The sequence below is a fragment of the Mongoliitalea sp. genome, from assembly GCF_054166905.1.
Window position 1 is genome coordinate 123,376 of record NZ_JBSZCK010000026.1, and the last position, 22,984, is coordinate 146,359.

Annotated in this window: 21 protein-coding genes; 11 read left to right on the forward strand and 10 right to left on the reverse strand. The window is 40.2% G+C overall.

Annotation, left to right across the window (positions count from 1 at the left end; all coding sequences use genetic code 11):
* Positions 1–7 precede the first annotated feature (7 nt).
* The 6 genes from ACXIUD_RS09435 to ACXIUD_RS09460 form a co-directional block, all read right to left on the reverse strand.
* Entirely contained in the window at positions 8–3,142 is a 3,135-nt protein-coding gene (locus ACXIUD_RS09435; RefSeq protein ID WP_458052382.1) for an efflux RND transporter permease subunit, read from the reverse strand.
* A gap of 3 nt (positions 3,143–3,145) precedes the next feature.
* Positions 3,146–4,498 carry a TolC family protein gene (locus tag ACXIUD_RS09440; RefSeq protein WP_458052383.1) on the reverse strand — a complete coding sequence of 451 codons (1,353 nt, stop codon included), beginning with the start codon at positions 4,496–4,498 and terminating at the stop codon, positions 3,146–3,148.
* 197 nt (positions 4,499–4,695) lie between these two features.
* Positions 4,696–5,007: a type II toxin-antitoxin system RelE/ParE family toxin gene (locus ACXIUD_RS09445; RefSeq protein ID WP_458052384.1), complete on the reverse strand. Its 312-nt coding sequence runs from the start codon at positions 5,005–5,007 to the stop codon at positions 4,696–4,698.
* Positions 5,001–5,225 (reverse strand): hypothetical protein, encoded by a 225-nt coding sequence (locus ACXIUD_RS09450; protein WP_458052385.1) that lies wholly within the window; start codon positions 5,223–5,225, stop codon positions 5,001–5,003. Before ACXIUD_RS09450 ends, ACXIUD_RS09445 begins: the two co-directional genes overlap by 7 nt.
* Before the next feature lie 161 nt (positions 5,226–5,386).
* Positions 5,387–6,214, reverse strand: a complete 828-nt coding sequence (locus ACXIUD_RS09455) for an AraC family transcriptional regulator (RefSeq protein ID WP_458052386.1) — start codon at positions 6,212–6,214, stop codon at positions 5,387–5,389.
* A 201-nt stretch (positions 6,215–6,415) separates the two neighbouring features.
* The gene (locus ACXIUD_RS09460) at positions 6,416–7,975 is read right to left on the reverse strand and encodes a SulP family inorganic anion transporter (RefSeq protein ID WP_458052387.1); all 1,560 of its coding nucleotides are present in this window, start codon (positions 7,973–7,975) and stop codon (positions 6,416–6,418) included.
* Positions 7,976–8,407: 432 nt separating this feature from the next.
* Between ACXIUD_RS09460 and ACXIUD_RS09465 the strand changes: the two genes are divergently transcribed.
* The 6 genes from ACXIUD_RS09465 to ACXIUD_RS09490 all read left to right on the forward strand — a co-directional run bounded on the left by ACXIUD_RS09465 (position 8,408) and on the right by ACXIUD_RS09490 (position 14,197).
* Entirely contained in the window at positions 8,408–10,828 is a 2,421-nt protein-coding gene (locus ACXIUD_RS09465; protein ID WP_458052388.1) for a TonB-dependent receptor domain-containing protein, read from the forward strand.
* 182 nt (positions 10,829–11,010) lie between these two features.
* A complete protein-coding gene (locus tag ACXIUD_RS09470; RefSeq protein ID WP_458052389.1) occupies positions 11,011–12,264 on the forward strand; it encodes an MFS transporter in 1,254 nt (417 codons plus the stop codon).
* Between the two features lie 47 nt (positions 12,265–12,311).
* Positions 12,312–12,968 carry a plasmid pRiA4b ORF-3 family protein gene (locus tag ACXIUD_RS09475; RefSeq protein WP_458052390.1) on the forward strand — a complete coding sequence of 219 codons (657 nt, stop codon included), beginning with the start codon at positions 12,312–12,314 and terminating at the stop codon, positions 12,966–12,968.
* Between the two features lie 54 nt (positions 12,969–13,022).
* Positions 13,023–13,364 carry a DUF3467 domain-containing protein gene (locus tag ACXIUD_RS09480; protein WP_458052391.1) on the forward strand — a complete coding sequence of 114 codons (342 nt, stop codon included), beginning with the start codon at positions 13,023–13,025 and terminating at the stop codon, positions 13,362–13,364.
* The gene (locus ACXIUD_RS09485) at positions 13,357–13,836 is read left to right on the forward strand and encodes a hypothetical protein (protein ID WP_458052392.1); all 480 of its coding nucleotides are present in this window, start codon (positions 13,357–13,359) and stop codon (positions 13,834–13,836) included. Before ACXIUD_RS09480 ends, ACXIUD_RS09485 begins: the two co-directional genes overlap by 8 nt.
* Positions 13,814–14,197: a hypothetical protein gene (locus ACXIUD_RS09490; RefSeq protein WP_458052393.1), complete on the forward strand. Its 384-nt coding sequence runs from the start codon at positions 13,814–13,816 to the stop codon at positions 14,195–14,197. Before ACXIUD_RS09485 ends, ACXIUD_RS09490 begins: the two co-directional genes overlap by 23 nt.
* A gap of 85 nt (positions 14,198–14,282) precedes the next feature.
* Here ACXIUD_RS09490 and ACXIUD_RS09495 read toward each other — a convergent pair whose 3' ends face one another.
* Positions 14,283–15,026: an energy transducer TonB gene (locus ACXIUD_RS09495; RefSeq protein ID WP_458052394.1), complete on the reverse strand. Its 744-nt coding sequence runs from the start codon at positions 15,024–15,026 to the stop codon at positions 14,283–14,285.
* A gap of 186 nt (positions 15,027–15,212) precedes the next feature.
* Positions 15,213–15,809 carry a hypothetical protein gene (locus ACXIUD_RS09500; RefSeq protein ID WP_458052395.1) on the reverse strand — a complete coding sequence of 199 codons (597 nt, stop codon included), beginning with the start codon at positions 15,807–15,809 and terminating at the stop codon, positions 15,213–15,215.
* Positions 15,810–15,962: 153 nt separating this feature from the next.
* Between ACXIUD_RS09500 and ACXIUD_RS09505 the strand changes: the two genes are divergently transcribed.
* From ACXIUD_RS09505 to ACXIUD_RS09520, 4 genes are read left to right on the forward strand one after another with little or no spacing between them, the layout of a single operon-like run.
* The gene (locus ACXIUD_RS09505) at positions 15,963–16,574 is read left to right on the forward strand and encodes a YkgJ family cysteine cluster protein (protein ID WP_458052396.1); all 612 of its coding nucleotides are present in this window, start codon (positions 15,963–15,965) and stop codon (positions 16,572–16,574) included.
* 51 nt (positions 16,575–16,625) lie between these two features.
* Entirely contained in the window at positions 16,626–16,985 is a 360-nt protein-coding gene (locus tag ACXIUD_RS09510; protein ID WP_458052397.1) for a phage holin family protein, read from the forward strand.
* The gene (locus ACXIUD_RS09515; RefSeq protein WP_458052398.1) at positions 16,978–17,358 is read left to right on the forward strand and encodes a hypothetical protein; all 381 of its coding nucleotides are present in this window, start codon (positions 16,978–16,980) and stop codon (positions 17,356–17,358) included. The genes ACXIUD_RS09510 and ACXIUD_RS09515 overlap by 8 nt, the downstream gene beginning before the upstream one ends.
* Complete coding sequence (locus ACXIUD_RS09520) at positions 17,348–18,115, forward strand: phosphoglycerol geranylgeranyltransferase (RefSeq protein ID WP_458052399.1); 768 nt, start codon at positions 17,348–17,350, stop codon at positions 18,113–18,115. Before ACXIUD_RS09515 ends, ACXIUD_RS09520 begins: the two co-directional genes overlap by 11 nt.
* Positions 18,116–18,145: 30 nt before the next feature.
* Here ACXIUD_RS09520 and ACXIUD_RS09525 read toward each other — a convergent pair whose 3' ends face one another.
* Positions 18,146–19,174: a phenylalanine--tRNA ligase subunit alpha gene (locus ACXIUD_RS09525; protein WP_458052409.1), complete on the reverse strand. Its 1,029-nt coding sequence runs from the start codon at positions 19,172–19,174 to the stop codon at positions 18,146–18,148.
* Positions 19,175–19,299: 125 nt separating this feature from the next.
* Between ACXIUD_RS09525 and ACXIUD_RS09530 the strand changes: the two genes are divergently transcribed.
* Positions 19,300–19,866: a fasciclin domain-containing protein gene (locus tag ACXIUD_RS09530; RefSeq protein ID WP_458052400.1), complete on the forward strand. Its 567-nt coding sequence runs from the start codon at positions 19,300–19,302 to the stop codon at positions 19,864–19,866.
* Between the two features lie 72 nt (positions 19,867–19,938).
* Here the strand turns inward: ACXIUD_RS09530 and ACXIUD_RS09535 are convergent, their stop codons facing one another.
* Entirely contained in the window at positions 19,939–22,806 is a 2,868-nt protein-coding gene (locus ACXIUD_RS09535; protein ID WP_458052401.1) for an outer membrane beta-barrel protein, read from the reverse strand.
* Positions 22,807–22,984 lie beyond the last annotated feature (178 nt).

A 22,984-nucleotide genomic window follows, 5' to 3' on the forward strand; every position in this document is an offset into this window, starting at 1 on the left:
TTCTGGATTAAGCTTCAAAGTAGGTACTGTTGGTGTCCAATGGGTTTAATGATGGGCTGATAAATTTCTTTTTCCCTACTAGTTGCTTATAAATCAAGGGTAGGAAAAATAAAGTACTGACCATGGAGAATAAGAGTCCACCAATTACTGCGACACCCAAAGGCGCAATTTGATCACCACCTTCGCCTATGCCCAATGCCATAGGCATGATGCCCACTACCATCGTAAGACTGGTCATCAGAATCGGTCTTACTCGATTAGTAGCTGCTTGGATATGGGCAGATGCTACTTGTTCCTTTCGAAGTTCTTCAGCGTTTGTTATAAAGAGAATGGCATTAGCCACGGCTACACCTACGGCCATTATCATTCCCATGTAAGACTGTATGTTCAGTGTATGTCCTGTTAGGATAAGGAAGATGATGGAACCAGCAACAACCGTAGGGATGATGGCCATCGTAGCCAATGCAGTCCGAAACGATTGGAAATTGGCAGAAAGCATCAAGAAAATGACTACCACAGCAATCAAGAGACCAAGCTGAAGTTCTTGAATTGTCTGACTAAGTAGATCTATTTGTCCTTTTGGTAAGATTTGAACACCCGTTGGCAACGCTCCCAATTCTTCAATTGTATTGTTTAAGACGTTGACTGCTGAACCCAAATCTGTTTTGTGAATATTGGCCGTGATTGTGATAAATCGCTGTTGATTTAAGCGGTCATAAGCTGCGGGCGTTCGTAGGCTTTCAAATGATGCAACATCCCGTAAGTACACTTTTCTAGTGCCATCATTCACAATCGGGACCATTTCTATATCCTGTTGACTGGCTACCAAGTATTGAGGATACTCTACCTGTACCTGATAGGCGACTGCCGAAACTGGATCCCGCCAATAGTTGGGTTGGGTAAATCTACTCGAAGAAGTTGCGGTCACTAAAGCTTCCGATATTTCCTTTACAGTCAATCCTAACTGACCTGCTTTTACTCGGTCAATATTGATTTTCAATGTTGGATAATCCAAAGGTGTTGCAATCTGTACATCTCTGAAAATGGATTCCTTAGAAAGTTTATTTCTCAGATTCTTTGCGATTTCATTTGATTGCGCTAAGTTTTTTCCCAAAACAGCGATTTCAATGGGATTGCTGGCACCCAAATTCAAAACCTGGTCCACTAAGTCTCCTGGTTCAAATGAAATCTTGGCATCAGGCATTTCCGAGGAAACCTTTTGTCGGAGTTGTTCTTTGAATTGGTCTATTGATATGGTAGCATTTTTGCTTAGGTTAATTCTAGTCACAGACTCATGAGGCCCACTGGTCCATAAATGAATCAGATTGACTGGAAAACTGGAGGGCTGGGTACCAACAAAGGCAGAAGTAATGTCTATGTTACCTTTTCCAACCACCTCTTCTGCCAAACTTAATAATGTTTGGGTAGCCTCTTCTGTACGCTCCAAGCGTGTCCCTGTATCGAGGCGTAAGCGGACTACGGTTTGTCCAGCGTCTACTTTGGGAAAAATATCCAGCCCAACAAGACTAAAACCTCCAATAAACAGGAGAGCAGCAACTCCAAAGTAAGCAAATAAACTCAGGGTATTTCTTTTTTCCAGCGATTGTACTCTTTTCAAATACTTGGCCTTAAATCTATTGAATCGGCTGTTTTCGTCTTCTGGAATGTGTTTTTTCATCAACCAAACAGCCATCACGGGGACAAATGTCATGGAGAGTAAAAAGGATGCAATCATGGCAAAGCCCACTGCCAAGGACATGGGCAAAAACATCCCTTGAGGCACACCTGACATAAATAGAGCAGGTGCAAAAACTGCTAAAATACTGAATAGTATTAGAAGTTTAGGGGTGACTATTTCCTTACATCCATCCAAGATGGCAAGAGCCTTGCTTTTTCCCATTTCCAAATGGCGGTGGATATTTTCTATAGTTACGGTAGCCTCATCCACCAAAATCCCAATCGATAGCGCTAAACCTCCCAAGGTCATTATATTGATGGTCTGACCCAGCATATTTAGAAAAACCACCGAAGTCAATAGCGCAATAGGAATGGTCATGACCACAATCAAGGCTCCTCTTCTGTCCCCTAGAAAAAGTAACACCATCAATCCCGTTAATGCAGCCCCCAAAATTCCCTCAAAAAGCACATTTTTGAGAGAGTTGATCACATAGCCTGATTGGTCGAACTCGTAAGAAACAGCAATGTCATCTGGAATAGAAGCCTGCATCCGAGGCAAGGTCTCTTTGACATTTTTCACTACTTCCCAAGTGGAGGCATCTGCTCTTTTGGTTACGGGAATATATACGGAGCGAGCTCCATTGACCAAGGCGTACCCAGTTGTGACATCGGAAGAAATTTCTATGTTAGCTAAATCCTTTAGGTAAACTGAAGCACCTGTTCCCAGTGTCAAGGGTATATTTTCAAAATCGGAGATGGTCTCTGCTACCGCATTGGTTGGCGTGAGGAGCATTTCATCTCCCATTCGTAGATTTCCTGCTGGGGAGATCACATTGTATGCTGCCAAGGCTGCTACTACTTCATCGGGGGTAAATGAGTAGCGTTGGATTTTTTCAGGGTCCAACTTTACAATAACAGATTTGGCACTTCCTCCAAAAGGTGGCGGAGCAGATACTCCAGGGAGGGTGGAGAACATTGGTCGCACATTGAATAGTGCCAAATCGGCAATCTCTCCAAGTGTACGGGTTTTAGAAGAAAAAACCAATTGTCCCACAGGAACAGAGCCTGCATCGAATCGGGTGATAAAGGGAGGAACGGTGCCCGGAGGCATGAATGCTCTCGATCGGTTGACATAGCCCACTACCTCAGCGGCAGCCTGACTCATATCCGTGCCTTCATGAAAGATGATCTTGATCAGCGCATTTCCCTGAACCGATTTGGACTCTACGGATTTTACACCAGTGACATAGAGAAAATGATACTCGTAATAATTTGTCACGAAAGACTCCATCTGATCGGGTGAAAGCCCACCATAAGGCTGTGCCACATAAATCGTAGGTAAACCAAATGTTGGAAAGATATCGATCTTCATGGATCGGATTGCCAAAAAGGAGAATACCCCTATGGCCAATACTGCCACCATTACTGTGATGGGTTTGTTAAGAGAACCTTCAATTAATCGCATATCTTAATCCTGTAATTGAGCTAAAAAGAATTCTATATCGCCACTGACTGCGGCAAAGTACAGCAGTCCTTTCCACATCTCGGCCATGACCTTGATGCTTTCAGCTTCGGCTTTTGCCAAATCTGCCTGACCTTGGACTAGTTCGTTCAGATTGATTAGTCCGGCATCGTACCTTGCTTGCAGCGCTTGATAGCTGTATTCAGCAGCTTGCACATAGGCTGGTGCCAAGGTCGCTGCTTCCAGTGCTTTTTCTAAAGTCACTTTGGCAATCGTTCTGTCTTTGTCAAGTGATCGTTCTACCTGCAGTTCATACGCTTCAGCTGCTGAAATCAGGGAATTTTGTCTTTGAACCAATTTGGAAGTACGGGTAAATTGTAAAATCGGAACGGCCACTTGAAAGCCTACTCCATAATTGTACTTAGAGAAGGCTAGACCATCCGTGGGATTGTTGAAACCTCCTTCAAAAAGAATAGAAGAGCCCCTAGCAAAGGTTGTCGCCCATAGATTTAAGTCTGGCAATAGGGAGCGGTTGAGCTCAGTCTTTTGAGCATTTGCTAAAAGGGTTTGTGTTCGCGATCGCTGAAGAAGGGGATGGCCATCCATCGGCTCGTCTATTTGAATCGGAACCATTTTGTCAAGACCTCCATCTAGTTGAATTACTATTTCATCGTCGCCGAGGAGTTCGCGAACTTGTGCTAGCATGCTCTCAGCTATTTTTTGGGCATTGAGATAGTCAATTTTGGAACGAACTAGCAAGGAGCGAAATTGGGATGAATCCACACCCGGACGAAGGCCATTTTCCACCAAAGTTTTGGAAAGGCTCAGGTTGGATTCGAAACGGTCTTTATTTTTTCTGGCAGCTGTCAACATGGATTCAGCTGCCCAGTAGTTGAGATAAGCTTCTGTAAACCTAACCTGGTGTTCAAGGGTTGAAAGTACTTCTTGATTTAGAGCAAGTTCCTGTCCAAATTTGGCTGATTGAATTTTGCTTTCTCTTTTCCCAAAGGTAAAGGGGCTCCAGTTTAGTAGGAGAGCAGCGGCAGAACCAAATACCATATCGAAAGAGTTTTCCAGTACAGGCGGGCCTGAAATCGGCATGACCTGTCCTGGCAAAAACATTCCTGTGATGTTGTTATTGGTAGAATATACCATTTGGTAAGAGCCGTCTAGGCTAGGTAGGAAATCAGAGCGTTCGTATTGCACTAGTCGTTGAGCCGCTTCGGTTTCAAGGCGTTTGGCCTGTAGCTCCGGATAGTTTGCTGTACTGATTTCAAGTAGTTCCTTGAGTTGGCTTTGTGCCTGCACCTGATAGAATATCAGTAGAAACAATAAGCCAGTTATGGATTTTTTAAACATAGGTCGATGGATGAAAGACTTAAAGATGATTCACCGACTACAAAAATAACTCATGTATATACAGGGATTGTGGTAAAAATGAATGGGAAAATGGTAAAAATGAAAGTGGGAATTTGATTTCCCTAGAAGTCATTGATAAAAAAAATTTAGAATGGCTTAGAGGATTTTATTTATTAAGAAAAATCATTCTTTTATTCTCAAGTTTTCCTTGGCTCTTGACTGCTGTGTATGACATTCAAGATGGCGATCTGATTATTTTGAATTTGAAAAATAATTCTGTAGCTCCATCTGAAAAATCTTCTAATGTTACCTGGATTGTTAGGGTAGTATTCGTCCAATTGATATTTTTCTGGTTCAAAAACTAAATCTTTATTGGCTCTAATTATTTCTTGCTTGACTTTATCAGCAGCACCTTTGGAGTCTAATTTTATCCAGTCATAATGATCCTTTAGCGCCATCTTGGCTTTATCTGTCCAAACAACCTCTTTATATTTTTCAGACCTTACCAATTTTCAGATTCTTTTTCAAAATCTTCTACCGAAGAGAAATCACCTCTCTTTACCTGAAGAATTGCTTCTTCAATGGCACCAACATATTCCTCTAAACTCATGGTAGCATATTTAGATTTTGTGTCCTTCAACAAGGAATAGAGGGCCTCTAATTTATTTTGATCATTGATCGCGTTGATCACGTCATGAAGTTTTGATTTTAATTCCGCTACACCCATAGCTACTTTAATTTTAAATTTTGTGTCAGTAAATATAACGAAATTATCACTAGATCAATTGGGAAAAGGGAGTTGAAACTAGTTAGTTTAAAAATGGATTTTTCTTCTTGCTTCGGGCGTTTCGTTTAAACGTTGCGCTTGCTGCGTGAAACTATTATTTTTTATCCAAAATACCTCCCCCTAAACTGATGAGGTGTTTCTCCGGTATGTTTCTTAAAGTACTTGACGAAGTAGGAGGAATCGTTAAATTGAAGTAGATCAGCGATTTGGTTGATGTTTTGTTCGGTGTGGAGGATATTCCTTTTGGCTTCCAGGATCAATTGGGCACTGATATGCTCGGATGCGGTTTTGCCGGTTTTCTTTTTGCAGGATTGATTGAGGTTTTGGGGAGTAGTCTGTAAAAGGGCAGCATAATCTGCTACTCTATGCAGGATGGGGCTCTTTTGGGACAACAAACTCAAAAAACGATCGCAAAGCGGGTTTTCGACGATGGATGCTTTCCCAGTTGCGTGTTCGGAAATTTTCGCAAAAAGAACCCTGAGGTATCCTTTGATCACATCTTCTGTATTTTTTGCGTCAGACTGAAAGATCCGAAGGATATCTTCAAATATATGCGCTACCATAGGGTCTTGCCAATGGGAGATCCTTGTGAGTTCCCCCAATTGTTGCATCTGTTGGAGAATTTTAATTTCCTTAATAGCATCGATAAATTCCTCTTTGAACATCATCACGTAGCCTTTGGGTATGGCTGTAAACTGCCAAAAATGCAATTGACCTGGCTTGAGGAAATAAAAGTCAGGGGTTTGTATTTGGTAATTCTCTGTTTCTATCCAATGAAAGCCTTCTCCCTCTGCGATATAGATCAACTCAAAATATCCCTCGTGCTTATGGGGTTTGGTCTTTTTGATCAATGGCTTGAAACGGGAGATTTTGAAAAGCTCTTGAGAATCAAGTTTGTTTTTGGTGGAAATTAGAGCGCCTACTGTCATGATTAGATGCAAATTGCGGAATTTCCTTGATACTATCAGGTGTCATTTCTAGTAATGGTAATCGAAGATGATAAATAGTGAAATGCTTACCAACATACAAACCTCCCAGATTCTGTTTCTATCATGGAAAAATTTCAGATTGAGGTCATATAAAAGCCTTGAGTTCTCACCCAAGGCCTGTTATTTTTAGATCATGACTTATTAAACTCCTACCTTTTGATCTTCTTCAAACACAATCTTAAAACTCGGATCATCATCCGTGTAATTGACATTGATTATTTTTTCAGCTTTGCTGAGTAAGACCTTACTCGAGCTATCCAAGTGGCGGATGTAAACTGTTTTTCCAAGCTTATGATAGCGCTCGGTTACTTTATGTATGGCATCAATACCTGAGTGATCCACGATTCTACTTTCGGCAAAGTCAATAATGATTTCTTCAGGGTCATTGATAGGGTCAAATTTTTGCCCGAAGGTCATGGCCGAAGCAAAAAATAAAGGACCAAAGACTTCATAATGCTTCACACCATTTTCATCCACACGCTTTCTGGTACGGATCATTTTTGCATTTTGCCAAGCAAATACCAGTGCTGAAATAATCACACCGATCAATACAGCCAAGGCTAAATTGTGCAGGAATACCGTCACCAAGGTTACGATCACCATCACTAATACATCATGGAAAGGCACTTTTCTGAATACTTTTAAAGACGCCCACTCAAACGTTCCGATCGCTACCATAAACATCAGTCCAACCAATGCCGCCATAGGGACCATCTCAATATAGCTGGAGAGGAAAAGTATGAATACCAACAATCCAACGGATGCTACAATACCCGAAATTCTATTTTTACCACCAGCATTTACGTTGATCAGGGATTGGCCAATCATGGCACATCCACCCATTCCACCAAAAAAGCCTGTCGTGACGTTTGCAATACCTTGAGCCACACATTCCTTATTTCCGTGTCCTCTAGTTTCTGTGATTTCGTCGATCAGGGTCAGGGTCAACAAACTTTCAATCAAACCCACTCCAGCCATAATAGCCGAATAAGGAAGGATAATCATAAAGGTCTCCCAATTCAATGGCACCACTGGCAGGTGAAATTCTGGCAGTCCCCCACTGATAGATGCTAAATCTCCAACAGTTCTTGTGTCTATTCCCCCAAAAATTACAATCATGGAGACGGTCAATATAGCCACCAATGCAGAAGGAACCGCAGTAGTCACTTTTGGCAAAAACTTGATAATGACCATAGTCAATGCCACTAGTCCAATCATCAAGTACAATGGGTTTCCCGTCATCCACTCTACAGTACCCGCTGCTGTGGTGAATTTGAATTGATCAAATTGGGACATCGCGATTACGATTGCTAGTCCGTTGACAAAGCCAAACATTACCGGATGAGGCACTAGTCGGATCAATTTTCCTAACTTTAAGAGACCTACCACTATTTGGATTAAACCCATTAATACTACAGCTGCAAACAAATATTCCACACCATGTGTAGCTATCAGTGCTACCACTACTACGGCAATTGCACCGGTGGCGCCAGAAATCATACCTGGTCTACCGCCTAAGATGGAGGTAATCAACCCGATGATAAATGCAGTGTATAAACCTACCAATGGACTGACTCCGGCGATTAGTGAAAAAGCTACTGCTTCTGGCACCAATGCCAAGGCTACAGTTAGGCCCGATAATACTTCGTCTTTCAGATTTGCCTGTGCAGGTTTGAACAGGCGGTAAAACATCTGTGTCATAATTTTTTGTTTGGGAAATTCGTAATTAATAATCTGTTTCAAGGCATGATTGCCTTGCTTCAAGAGAGAAAACTAAGTCGTTTAAAAAATCAGGTAATCAGGGTGGAGTAAGCGTCATAGGTCAATACTTATTAAATTCAAACCTCAAAGGTAGCTCATTTAATCAGAAAATCAGAATTTTATTTCAATGAATGAATAAAAATGGCTATTTTATTGCTAAATTTTGATTCGTAATCGATTGTTTTTAAAATAAAAGTTTGGAATTAATATTAATCGGCTACTATTTTTACCTGAAAGTAATTTTTGTATCAATTGCGCTGCTAGACGATAAGGATTGCTTTGTCAAGGCAGAGCGCCTTTTACACAAATTAGATTGATTTCAGAATTTTTTAGGTAGATTTTTGTATTTACCAACTAAAATCTACCTAAATCATGTCAACATACAAGAATTACATTTTATGTTTCTTGAGTGTTTTTCTTCACCAAATTGTTTCAGCACAACAAACAGAAATAAAAGGAAAAATAAAAGATGCCAGCACTGGAGACAATCTTGAGTTTGCCAACGTTGCACTTTTATCTCTAGCTGATAGTACACTGGTAGGTGGGACTACAGCTGATTTTGAAGGAAACTTTTCATTCATTGCAGACGAAGGTAAGTACCTACTCAGGATAGGTTTTGTAGGTTATGATAATTTTTTTAAATCATTAGAAGTTAAAGGTAGACAGTTAAATCTTGGAGTTCTCAGGCTTCAATCGGGTACTAAAGCTTTGGATGAAGTGACAGTGACTGGTGTAACGTCTATTTTTAAAAGTGATATAGATAAAAGGGTATATAATGTAGAAAACAACATTTTGGCTGAAGGTGCCAGTGCTTCGGAGCTCCTCAACACCCTGCCTTCCGTTCAAATTGATGAAAATGGAGGTATCACCATGAGAGGCTCAGGTAATATCCTCATCTACATCAACGGAAGACCTACCAACATGACTTCGGAGGAGACCGAAAACATCCTTGCTCAGTTCCCTGCCAACAGCATCAAGGACGTAGAACTTATTACCAACCCATCGGCTAGATACGATGCTCAAGGGGTGGGAGGAATTATTAATATCATTTTGAAGAAAGATGTAAGACTCGGGCTGAATGGTCAAGTAAATGTTGCTGTTGGTACAAGAGACAAATATCAAGCAGGTTTGAATCTAAACTATGGTACGGATAAGTGGATTTTCAATGCTTCATACAACTTTCAAAGCCGTTATATTTTTGAATTAAGTGAGAGTTTGCGCAACACGTCAGACCCAAATGTTTCACCCTTTTTAGATCAGGATTTTGATACTAGAAATACCAATCAAAATCATTTGGTTAATTTGGGCTTAGATCATTTGATTAATCAAAATGTAACTTTGGGATTCTATGGTAGATTTAGTCATACGTCTAGAGACCGAATCAGAATTTATAATCAGCGACATCAGAATTTCGATAGAGGACAGGATAGCTTATTTGTACGTGTGCTGACTGAGGATCAGTTTGCCCGAAATCTCGAATTAGGAACTACCTTCGATGTAGATCTTGATACGTTAGGGCAAAAGTTCTACACTTCCATCAGTTATGCCACTTCCAAGCAAGAGCGTGTGGAATTTTTTGATCAGCGTTTTTTTGATGCAAATAATCTTGAAGTTCCGAGCCGATTTCAGGATCAAATTTACGGGAGGCCCATTGATTCAGACTTGTGGATTGCTCAGGTGGATTATACCAAACCTTTCAGAAATGGGCTTAAGCTTGAGACAGGACTAAAAGGGACCTTTTCATACTTTAGGCCTAGTCAATTTTTCGATCAATTGGATTTAGAAAGCAACGAATACGTCACCAATGACACCATTACAAATTCCTTTGATTTTGATGAGTTCGTAGTAGGTGGATATGCCATCCTCCGAAATTCAACAAAAAAATTGGCCTATCAAATAGGGCTTCGTGCCGAACAGACCTACACACTAGGTTTAGATGGTAACACAGCCACTTCATATGAAAATAATTATTTCAGCTTCTTCCCGAGTATCTATCTAACCTATGATTTAGGGGATGAAGAAGAGTTTTTGGTCAATTATAGTAGAAGAATCAACAGGCCCTCTTGGGGTCAATTAGCACCATTTTACAATGCACAAGATTTGTTAAATACCCGCTTGGGCAACCCTCTACTTTTGCCTGAATTTACTGATAGTTATGAGGTTGGTTACACCAAAGGGTGGGAACAATGGCTCATGAGTAGCACTTTGTATCATCGTAGGACTACCAATGCCATGACACGGGTGTTCGGTCTTTTGGAAAATAATGGGGTGGTGCAATTGCAAGAAAATGCCAACTTCAGAAGAGATACAGGTCTAGAAATGATCAATCAGTTTCAGTTTGCTTCTAATCTAGATTTGACCTTGACAGGAAACTTCTTCTATACAGAAATCGACGGGCGTAACATTCGTGAAAACTTTTTCAATTCCAACTTTACGTGGAGTGTGAACATGATTGGTAACTGGGCCTTGCCTAAAGTTGCTACGATACAGTTTATGGCGGACTATCGAGGTCCTGTTGTGATGCCTCAAGGGGAAGTAGATCCGATTTGGGGGATTAATATCGGCGCAAAAAGAGAGGTCTTGAAGAACAGGGGTACGATCAGTGTGAATGTGTCGGATATTTTTAACACCAGAATCTACAATGTCCGCACAAATGACATTGAATTTTCTCAAATCCGGATGTTCAATATGGAAACGAGGATTGGTACACTTTCTTTTACTTACCGGTTTGGAGGATTCAAAAGCAGGGAGGAACGATTAAGCCCTACCAAGTATTCAGATGATCCTTTTTGATGCTTAAGAGGTAAGAGAACTCAGGAGGTGTTTTCCGAAGGTTATCTACGGATTATCAGTGATAAGTTCGGAGGCCTGTCGATTTTGAAGTGTTTCAGGAACTGATTTTATCATCACTTAGGGGCGCTTTCTAAATCAAATGAGTACCTTGCTTAACCTATTTTAAACCTTGATATTCATTTGTGAACTACCTTACATTTATCCGAAATAACTCCGTCATGGTGATTTTTGGAATCATGATGACTGCTTTGTCCAGTTTTGGGCAGACTTTTTTATTGGCCCTGTACGTGCCCTTTATTATGAATGAATTTTCCCTATCCAACGGTTTGATAAGTACTTTTTATGGGGTAGCTACTATCGTGAGTGCTGCTCTCTTACCTAAGGTGGGTAAATTAATTGATACAGTTCCTCTACGGAAGTTTACCTTGGCGACGACTTTTTTATTCATTATATCCTTGTTGTTTTTTAGCATGGCACAGGCTTGGTGGTATATTCCCATTGCGTTTTTAGGTTTGCGCTTAGCTGGTCAGGGTCTGTATTCGCACATTTCCATCACTACCATGTCACGTTATTTTTCTGTCAACAGGGGTAAGGCTATTTCATTGGCTTCTTTGGGTCATCCCATCGGACAAGCGATTCTGCCTGCCATTATATTGCTGGTGATTACACAGGTAGGCTGGAGAGAGTCCTTGTGGCTCAATGCGGGTCTGGTTTCGGTAATTGTTACAATTTTCACCTTGTTTGTTGTTAAGGATAAGCATTTGGTTCCTGAAGTTGTCGTAGAAGAATCTGAGAATAAGCATAATGTTGTTCAAAAAAAGATCAGACAGCGGGATATCATGCGATCCAAAGAGTTTTGGCTGTTAGCACCAAATGTGTTTTTTATTCCATTTGCCATCACCGGATTATTCTTCTATCAATTTCCTATTGTTGAGTTTAAAGGTTGGAATACAGGGGTTATTGCCGCTGGATTGACTGCGTATGCGATTGCATCTGCTTTCAGTATTCTCACGGCAGGGCCATTGATCGACCGATACAAGGCTAAAACCTTTTTCCCCTTTTACCTTTTTCCCTACTTGATTGCTTTGCTGTGTATTTGGTTGATCGATGCCTCCTGGGCGATGTATCCATATATGGTCTTGATGGGATTATCCACGGGATTTGGAAGTGCGACGGTAGCAGCGCTTCAAGTGGAGTTTTTTGGTCAAAAATATATCGGTACAGTTCGCTCGCTTTTCACTAGTATGATGGTTTTAAGTTCTGCTGTGGGGCCTGCACTCTATGGAATTATTTTAGATGCTGGATGGGGATTCGAGACAGTTTTTCCAGTAACCATTGGTATTTTGGTAGTGGTAATACTACAATCCATGCGTGCAATCCCACAGTACTCGAGGGCTAAGTGGAAAGTGAAATGGAGGAGATTGAAGAAGAAATAATGTTATCTTTAGGAATGGTTTTTATCAAATAATTCAATAGAAAGCAAATGACCAAAATTATTCCCTTGTCGCCCCTATCCGAGATGGTAGCTATCATCAAGCTAAAAATTAACCTTGATAATATGCCTTTTCCCATTTTTCGAAAAGTCGTGATCCCTGCGGATATTTCCATGCATGAGTTACACTTAATCATTCAAGTGGCTATGGGCTGGGAAAATAGTCATCTATTTCAGTTCTCTGACAAAAAACAGAGACCAAAAATAATGGTTCAAAGAGTAGTTGAAGAGGATGATTTATGGGGAATGCACCACGGAGATACATACATGGCAGATGAGATTTCTCTGTTAGAGTTTTTAGCGCAAACTGACGGAAAAACTTTCTGGTATTGGTATGACTTTGGCGATGACTGGTGGCATAAGATTTCTATTCAGAAAGTCACCAAAAAAGATTTATCCGAATTTGATGGGGAAATTCCTGTTTGTACGGAGGCGGCCGGACTTTGTCCTCCGGAGGATTGTGGAGGACCTTGGGGTTTTGCGCAGCTAGAAGAAGCCATCAACGAACCCAAACACCCTGAGTATAAAAACTACAGGGAATGGCTGGGCATAAAAGGAAAGAAAAAAATTGATTTCGAAAATGTAGATATTGAAGAAATCAATGACAATCTGGATTTACTTTGGAATGCGTGGGTTGATGAGGATTAACTGATTTTGGATTTCAATTATCTTCCTTTAAATTAGAGTTAAATAATCTTGTGCATGGATAAAAAGAACAAAATCATTTCCAAATACATATTCAAGGACGATTATAACCCAAAATATGTTAATGGTGCTTTTGGTGGAATTGGGCCACAAGGTGAGTTTATAGTGAATTTTTATTTGGAAAGAGTTGCTTTGCCTAACTCTCAAACATTTGAAATTAAAGAAGGGAATGTTTTTAGTGAAGTTGAAAGCGAGAGAAAACCTGCTGATCATGAACAAAGTCTCGTTAGGGTCGTAGAAAATGGCATAATCATGGATTACCAACATGCCAAAGAAATTCACAGATGGTTGGGGGAGCATCTTAAAACCTTTGAACAAAACTTTTTGAAAAATGAATAATCTACTATTCGAAAACACGAGCACGAAGACACTTAGTCTTGATCTTGGTACAAGTTCTATTGGGTGGGCTATAGTCGAAAACCGACAGGTTCGCCCTAAAAATTATTTTACAAAAAACATTGTAAAAAGACACGAAGACCCTCTACTAAAAAATCTTCAAACATTACGAAGTATAAAACAGCTACCAGTAGATTGGAATGGAAAAGGGTCTGTGACATTTTCTGAAGCGTTAATACAAAAGGTTTTTACAATAGTCCGTGAACTCCAATTTCAACCTGATATCTTTCCAACAGGCAGAAACAGCATTCAATTGGAGTTTGAAATAGGAGATGATTATCTTGAGTTTGAGATTTTTGAAGATAAAATAATCGGTCTCATTCAGTTTAATGGAAAAGATGAAGAAAGAGAGATTTTGGAAGAAGAAATCTTTAAACTAACAGAAGATTTTCATGCTGCCACCGTACCTGTCTGACGATGAAATATTGTATAGAGCTGTCAAACCTTTTCCAAATTGGTGGAAACCTGAGGTGAACAAACCTTCATCAGCTGTTTTTAAAGACTCAAGGGGTGTGTCAGTTGATCGGGATGCAGGCAGGCCAAGTTCAGAAGTTATCGAGGAATTGAGAAATCGTTTTCCGGTTAGAGCCGTAGTTTCCATTTCAGTAGCTTTATGTCGAGGGTTTGGCACACATCCTGTAGCTAAGCCTTTACCAAATCAACCTGAACATGCTGAAATCCACAGAAGTGAATCAGAAATTGAGCTTACAAATGGTCAAGCTAGGAAGTTAAGTAAAGCTGCCAAATTAGTGTTTTTTGACTCAGTTGTTCGCTAAAACACTAATTGTCCTGTAAAATTGGGGTCAAAAAGTTATTTTTCTGATGTAATCTTGAAAAATTTTAATTTATAGACTCAAAGGTCTAGCTTCCATACTTAAACCTCAATGGCAATATCATTTCAACAGGAGACGGTTGTCCATTGAATGTGCCAGGTTTCCAGCGATGAGGATATTTTAGAAGTAAGCGTACTGCCTCTTTGGAAATGGACGGGTGAACTTCCTCGGGATTATATATTCGAATAAGGTCAATAGCACCTTCAGCGTCAACTTTAAATTTCACATACACAGTTTCATTCATGCCCGAATACCGGACTTCATTGGGCATTTTCATGTTTTTATTCAAATACTCAAACCAACCTTGCATGTCTCCTTTGGGTACAGGCATGGTAATAGTGGGCTTGGGGATAGCCTGACCGTCTTGGTCAAAATAGACTTCTTCTATGATTGCTCCTGATTTTGTTATCGATTTACTTTTGGGTGTGCCATTTGTGAAAAATATCTCTGAGGTTGTGGTTGAATTCATCAAATCTTTTACTGTTCGACCAATTAATTCAGCCTCATCGGTGTATTCTGAATCAATTTTTTGGATTGTTGTTCCTTGCTCGTTTTTATCTACTCTTTTTTCTAGTACCAAGACTGTGTCAGTTGTGAACGTAAGGGTCATTTCTGAGAGCTCCGAACCTGTTTTGATCATAAAGTAACTTGCTGGAGACTTTTTGCTTGGTTGAATAGGAACACGATACTCATCCAAGTAGATGATAGTCTGTCCAAGGCTTTGGAAAATAAAAAGAATATAGAAAAGAAAGATGCTTATGAATTTTTGCATGGGGGTAACTAGTTAGAAGTTAGGGTTAACTAAGGAAATACCTTTTGTATTCAATGTCCCAATAGTAGAAAAAATTGAGAAAAAATTCATCATGGAATTTCTGGTTTTTGTATTTGAAGATGAACTTTTTAGGAGATATAGGCTGTTTCAGCTCTTAATTTTCTTCATCCCTTAATGGTAAAACCCTTAGTCTGAAGTTCCAAAAACCATCGCCATATTCTCAAGTCCTCCGTAAAGATAAAGTCGGTTTTCTTTGATGTTGTAAACAGTAGCCCATGTAATCCCTCGCATGAATTGACCATCAAATTCCAAAACTGACAGGGTATTTCGGGCAGGATTTTCGAGGGGCTTACGTTGATTACTATCCTCCCACACCACAATCCCCTCTTGCGTTTTGGTCATACAACCTGCAGATTCCAAACCTATTGTTTTTGCAACCCAAGGGATATCGAAGGCATTTATCTGACATGCTTTATCACTGATGAAGGTGAGCTCTATTGGACTCATATCCTCGAACACTTCCCCATTCAATGCAAAATCAGCTATTTTAGCCAAGCAAGTAAGACTATGGAATTCATTCGTTGAAGTATGTTTAAACCCTATAAAGGTCCATGTACGGAACAAATCAAACTCCCCTGAAAGAGTCCCCCAATCATTTGAGCATACCCTAGATCCTTCACTGATGATTTCAGGCTCTTCTTCTTCCAATACAGGTTCTTCGGCTTCTTGGACACAAGCTCCAAGAATAATCAAGAGAAAAAAGATATAGCCTAGATTTTTCATGTGTACCTGATCTAATTTTTTCCAAAACGAATATACACATAATTTAGTAGTTTTCTGAAAATTAACTATCTATCGATTTATACGTTAGCTGATTTTTAGGTATTGTAGTTGTTGCAAACTCTCTGTACCTTCGCAAACTTTTATTTGAAAGCTATGAACTTAAGGGAAAAATCAGCGGAAGTAAGAAAGGTTTTTGATCAGTTGGATCATGAAGTCAAAGCCTTTATGGATGTGAGCCAACTGACTTGTATCAGTGGCTGTGGGAAGTGTTGCTCCAATCCCAAAGTGAGTGCCACGGTGATGGAGTTTATACCCTTAGCTTTCGATCTCTATGACAAGGGAAAGGCAGACGCAGCTCTTGAGTTATTGGAAAGCAAAACAGCCGACGATTGGTGTATTGTGTATAAAAGCTTTTCAGAAGATGGTTCAATGGGTTTTTGCTCAGATTATCACAATAGAGGAATGATCTGTCGCTTATTTAGCTCTTCCTATCGCACAAATAAACATGGAAAAAAAGAAATCATCACCTGCAAAAACATAAAAACTGAAAAGCAAAACCAGTTTGAAGCTGCCGCTCAAGCTATCAATGAAGGTCTTGAACTACCATCCAGCAGTGGCTATTATGCCCAATTATTCAACATTGATCATGGGCTGACCACGGATCAGATGCCCATAAATCAAGCGATACAAAAAGCTATTGAGAAAGTGCTGACCTATCAGTTTTATACCGAAAACCAAGAACCTGAGGCCACCGATACTTTTTGATGCAGGATTTTTGCTGTATATTGTATTCAATTTCCAACAATAGCAAGACGCATGTTCAACATTTCTGAGATAGTACAGACAATCAAGCAACTTATAGAAGTCAGGATCAATATGGTGAAAAATGAAATCTCTGAGCAGGTTTCTGTTGTCCTCACCAGGATATTTCTATTGGTTCTTATGGGTGTTTTTTCTGTTATGATCCTTTTATTCATGAGTTTATCACTCGCTTTTTATTTGAGTGACTTGATGTACTCATCTTATAAGGGGTTTTTATTGGTTGCAATTCTGTACCTCATAGTATTTCTGATTTTCTTTTTGGCTAGGGATTCCCGATCATTTGGCCGATCCTTGAAGGCATTTTTGCGTGCATTTATCTTTGGAGAAAACAAAACACCGAGAGACGATGACTAACAAAGAGCTTCAGAAAAAAGCCGAAGAATTGGAGCAGACACTTAAAATGCAGCTCTCCATTGCTAGAAATGAATCTGGGGACTACCTAAAAATGGGAGCGATAGTATTTGGTTCAGCCATAATTGCTGCAGCTACTGTCAAAATCTTGGGTTCCAAGAAGAAAAAGAAAACAGCAAAAGTTCTCCAAGTTTTAGAAAAGGAAGGATTGCTTGATGAGGAATTGGAACATCGATTGACTCAAAAAAAACAACCGGGACTAATGGGAAGGATAGGAATGGCTTTGCTGCCCATAGCTATGAACTATGGGAGAGAGTTTCTGATGAAGCGGTTGAATGAACAAGGGTCTGTGGCCCCAATTGAAGATGAATCCTAATTCCATTGCTCAAAGTCTCCAATCATTTGTCCTTACAGGAAATAAAGGCCTTGCTTGGCTGATTGACCCAGATGATGTGGCAGATATGATGGCTTTTCAAGAGCTACTTATCAGTTTAACCAAAGCGCCCATTGACTTTATTTTGGTAGGAGGGAGCTTGGTGCAACAGAGAAATCTAGACGATGTCATTCGGAATGTAAAATCAATTTTGTCACATATTCCCGTGCTTATTTTTCCTGGGAATGCGATTCAGTTTTCAGAGTTGGCAGATGGAATTTTATTCCTCTCCTTGATTTCTGGTAGAAATCCAGATTTACTGATAGGGCAGCATGTGACTATAGCACCTTTATTAGCTAAAACAAGTCTGGAGGTTCTTCCAACGGGTTATATGTTGATCGATGGGGGTAATCATAGCAGCGTGCAGTATATCTCCCAGACCTTGCCACTACCTGCTGATAAACCAGAATTGATGCTAGCCACAGCTTTGGCAGGAAAATATCTTGGGCTGCAATACTTTTATATGGAAGCAGGAAGCGGCGCTCATCAACCTGTACCTGCATCTTTAATCAAATCATTCAAAAAGTATATGGAGGCACCCTTACTTGTGGGAGGTGGATTGCGTGATTTGAGTGCAGTAAAAACCGCCTATCAAGCAGGGGCAGATGTGGTAGTAATTGGAAATGCTGCTGTCAGTAATCCAGGTTTATTGCATGAAATTGGAGATTTTTTGACCACAATACGTGTCTCATCCAATTAAAAAAAGCTCCCCTGAGGAGAGCTTGATTGATTATACCAGCGAGCGGAATTGTTGTAAAAACCGCACATCGTTTTCTGTAAACAAGCGCAAATCTTTGATCTGATACTTGAGCATGGCGATTCTTTCTATACCCATGCCGAAAGCAAATCCTGTATATTCTTTGGAGTCTATCCCGCAATTTTCCAAGACATTCGGGTCTACCATACCGGAGCCTCCTATTTCAACCCATCCTGTTCCTTTGCAGACATTACAGCCTTTCCCACCACATAATTGACAGCTGATATCAATTTCTGCACTTGGCTCTGTGAATGGGAAGAAAGATGGTCTGAATCGCACTTTCGTTTCCTTACCAAACATTTCTTTCGCAAAGTGATACAAGGTATTTTTCAAATCAGCAAAACCTACATTTTTGTCTACATACAAGCCTTCAACCTGATGGAAAATGCAATGTGCACGAGCGGAGATTGCCTCATTTCTGTATACTCTTCCAGGAGAAAGGGTACGAATGGGAGGTTTTTGGTTTTCCATCACGCGTACTTGTACGGAAGAAGTATGGGTGCGAAGAGCAATGTCTGGGTTTTTCTCCAAGAAAAAGGTATCCTGCATTTCACGTGCCGGGTGGTTTTCAGGAAAATTTAAGGCTGTGAAATTATGCCAATCGTCTTCGATTTCGGGACCTTCGGAAAGATTGAAACCAATACGCTCAAATATCTCAATGATTCGCTGACGGGTAGCAGTCAAAGGATGGATTCCTCCAACAGCAATATTCGAAGGAGGTAAAGTCAAATCGATGGCAGCAGACTTGGATTGCTTGTTAGCTGAAGAAACATGCTCAATTAGTTCTTTGAACTTTGTCTCTGCGAGTTCTTTGACTTCATTGACAACCTGACCAAATGCTTTCTTTTGCTCGTTAGGAATGTTGCGCATTTCTGCAAACAGCTCTCCTACCACACTCTTTTTGCTGATAAACTGCATGCGGTAGGCCTCCAATTGTTCTTGGTTGCTTGCTGAGGCAGCTCGAATTGCTTCCTTTATTTTATTTACTTTCTCCTGAACCATGGATCTTTCATTCTTAGAAAGCACAAATCTAAAATAATTGACTGGAAAAACATTTTTTAATGGGTGCTAAATCCAGATTTATCCATGACCTCGTAAATCCATCCAAACAACAAAATTTAAAAATCATGAAAACAACAACATTTCTAAAATCCGCATTGATCGCTTTTTGTGTATTCACAGCAGGACAAGCTTTTGGTCAAAAAGAAAAAACAGTGGAAGTAGGTGGTGCACCTATGTACCCATCCAAAAACATCGTGGCAAATGCAGTAAATTCTAAAGACCATACTACCCTTGTCGCAGCTGTACAGGCAGCAGGCTTAGTAGAAACTTTGCAATCCGCAGGACCTTTTACAGTATTTGCACCTACCAATGATGCATTTGGAAAGCTACCCGCAGGAACCGTGGAAACTTTGGTCAAGCCGGAAAACAAAGAAACATTGACAGGTATTCTGACCTACCACGTGGTTGCCGGAAAAATGGACGCCAAAGAAATTTCAGAAGCTATCAAAAAAGGAAATGGAAAAGCTTCTTTCCAGACTGTACAAGGAGGAACGTTGACTGCTTGGATGCAAGGCAAGGATTTATACATCAGTGATGAAAATGGTGGTAAAGCAAAAGTTACTATTGCAGATGTATTCCAATCCAACGGCGTAATTCATGTGATCGACACAGTTGTTCTTCCAAAAAGCTGATGATTCACATTTCTTGTGAAACAAAAAAAGAGGCAATTTGCCTCTTTTTTTGTTTGTAGGTAGTTGATTTGATTACCAAGTTCTGCTTCCTCCACCCCAAGAGCCGCCTCTCATCATACCACCTGGTCCACCTTGTGCTGGTTGCTCAGCTCTGAAGTTCCCGATGTTATAAGAGAATGTCAATAAAGCAAATCTATTCAATACGCGGGTGAAGGTGTCTTCAATAGCCACGTCTGTTACATTTCTTGCAATCGCATTGTTTTGATTCAACAAGTCAAATACAGTTACTTTTAATTCTGCTTTGTTGTTTTTAGCAAATCGCATCCCTGCTTCAATGTTCCACAACCATACAGATTGATCCAAATTAGCTGATAAACCTCTAAACAAGTTGTTTTGAGCCGTATTGGAGATAAATAATTTACCGCCATTTGGTGAATAATAGAAGCGGATATTAGAACTCTGAACGTAGAAGTTGTTATTCAAATTTTGCTGCAAACTGCTATTTACTACAGTGTAGGTAGCTGTGGTCTGTAAAGTAAAGTCTACATCTTTGGAGATATTACTTGTAAAGGTTACTCCTTGTGCTAAATCGATGTTATCATTGAAGTTTTTCTGTCCATTGATGATACCTGGAGTTCTGTTGTAAGACACACTGGAGTTGGTATTAAACTGCGTCTTGATTTTTTTGATTGGTGCACCATAGGTCAAAAACAAACGAGATCTGAATTGACCTGATAAGTTTTCCGGTCTGGAAAGCTGACTACCTGGTCTCAACAATACTTCACCGTTGATCAAGGTATCTGTCTGTGCAATGAAGGTGCTGTTACCGATAAAGTTTTCCGTCACAGAGAAAGTACCAAACATGAAGAAAGTTCTCGATTTTTCTAAGTTGATTTTAGATATGTTGGCGAAGATATTATGCGAAAACGCCTGTCCCAAATCCGGATTACCCACCGAAAGTGCTAACTGGTTTTGGTTGTTGATTACATTCTGTAGTTGATTCACAGAAGGCTCTTGCGTGAATGTTCTGTAACGCATACGGAAAGAGAAACCTGTTTGCATATTTCTATAGAAAGCGTTCATGCTTGGCAAGAAGTTGCTAAAAGACTGATTGAAGGTTCTCTCCACAGGGAAAAGTGCGTCATTATCTTGAACTGCGTACTGGTAGTCCATGCTGGCATTGACATTCCATTTTTTGTAATTGTAGCTATAGCCTACGCTTGGTCTTTGGATGATGAATCTATTTTCAAACACGTTACTCAAAGCCGTATCCAATACCATGATTCCCAATTCTGGCAACATGGCAAAGGTTTGCTGATCAGCAGAAGTTTTGTTGTTACCTATTTGGTATGATGCTGTCAATAAGGATTTTTCACTAAGTGCCTCCGTGAATTGTAAGGTAGCTCTGTAATTGAACCCATCAGAAAGACCAAAAGTCTCTTGATTCAAGGTATCACGGATGTCTCTAATGAAATCTTGGTTGGCTGCAATCAACTCAGATAATTGATCCCGCTTATTCCAAGAGGTAAATACGGTCGTAGAAAGTGTTCTTCCTTTTTTATCAAACTTATATCGATACACCAAATTGTTTGAAATGTTGTAGCCATCTGTTTGTGCATCAGAAATAGCTCGGGTAGCACTCAAAGGAGCTAAAGCACCAGTTCTGGTTATCGCATCGCGGTCATTGAAGGAGCTATTATCTTGAAAATTAATCGAAGGGGTTACAATCACCGCATGCTTAGGAGTGATATCGTATTCGATTCGGGAATTGATTCTGTGGTTATTGTTACGAATGGTGTTAAACAAACTTTCTTCGTAAAACTGACGGTTGGTCTCTGATAAAATAATCTCACGATTAGTCAATCTGAAAAGGTTATTGTTGGTAGAGTTGAAGAAATAACTTGCAGTGAAGTTCATTTTATCTCCAAACTTGTCAGAGTAGTTGACTCCCAAACTGTTGGTAGTGATGATTCCTTGATCTTGTCCTACCAAGAAATTGTTGTTACCTCCTCCGCCTGGACGACCACCGCCACCGGGACGGCCACCGCCACCACCGCCAACGCCTACTAGATCTTGGGAGGAGAAGTTTTGTTGGTTGATGTTGTTGAATAAACCGATAATAGAGATACGTTTATTGCCTTTGAACATGTTGAAGTTACCACCTGCGGAATATCTCCCATCGGTTCCGTAACCCCCATAAACACGTCCAAACTGACCATTTCTTCTATCAGGTCTGGTGACAATGTTGATAGTTCTTGAAAAGTTACCGTCATCAAATCCTGTTAATCTGGATTGATCCGAACGTTGATCTAGGATTTCAACTCTGTCAATAACGTCTGCAGGTAAGTTTCTAAGTGCCAAAAATGGATCAGAGCCAAAAAACTCTCTACCATCCACGATTACACGCTCCACGCGCTCGCCTTTGGCTTGAATTTCGCCATTTTGAATGGTTACACCTGGGATTTTTCTTATTAATTCTTCTGCGTCTGCGTTCTCACGTGTTTTAAATGCATTAGCATTGAAGGAAGTAGTGTCTCCACGAACCTCACCTACTGGGATTTGACCTTCGATAACTACTTCACCAAGAAGTTTGGAGTCTTCCAATAAAATAAGCGTGCCCAAATCTAAGGGTTGGCCTCGCTCGTGGATTTTGGTGATTTTCTGGTAGCCTAGAAAAGAGATTTCAATCTTTACGGAAGGAATTCTTGGGCGCTCGATTTCAAAGCTTCCGTCCACACCAGTTACGGTGGATACTAGTAAGGAATCTGTGACTGTTTTTACCAAAACATTGGCACCGATCATTCCTTCTTTGCTTTCTCCTTCGATGACTTTCCCTTTCAGTATGGGTGCTTGTCCTCCTCCGGGTCTTTGCGCCTGAACATCAAAAGAATAGATGAACAAAAGCACGAATAAAAATTTAATAGTGGTAGAAATTTTCATTTTGTAGAATTATTGAACTAGGATTTAGACTGCGAAGTGAATGAATAGTTTAATCACCTGTATCGCTAAGTTTTGAATGGATAAAAAAGATGTTAAGTGGATAAAAAGCAGGTTGAAAATTTAGAAAAAAATTAGCCTAGTTTAGAGGATAGAGGGTACCTTTCCTTCTAAACTAGGC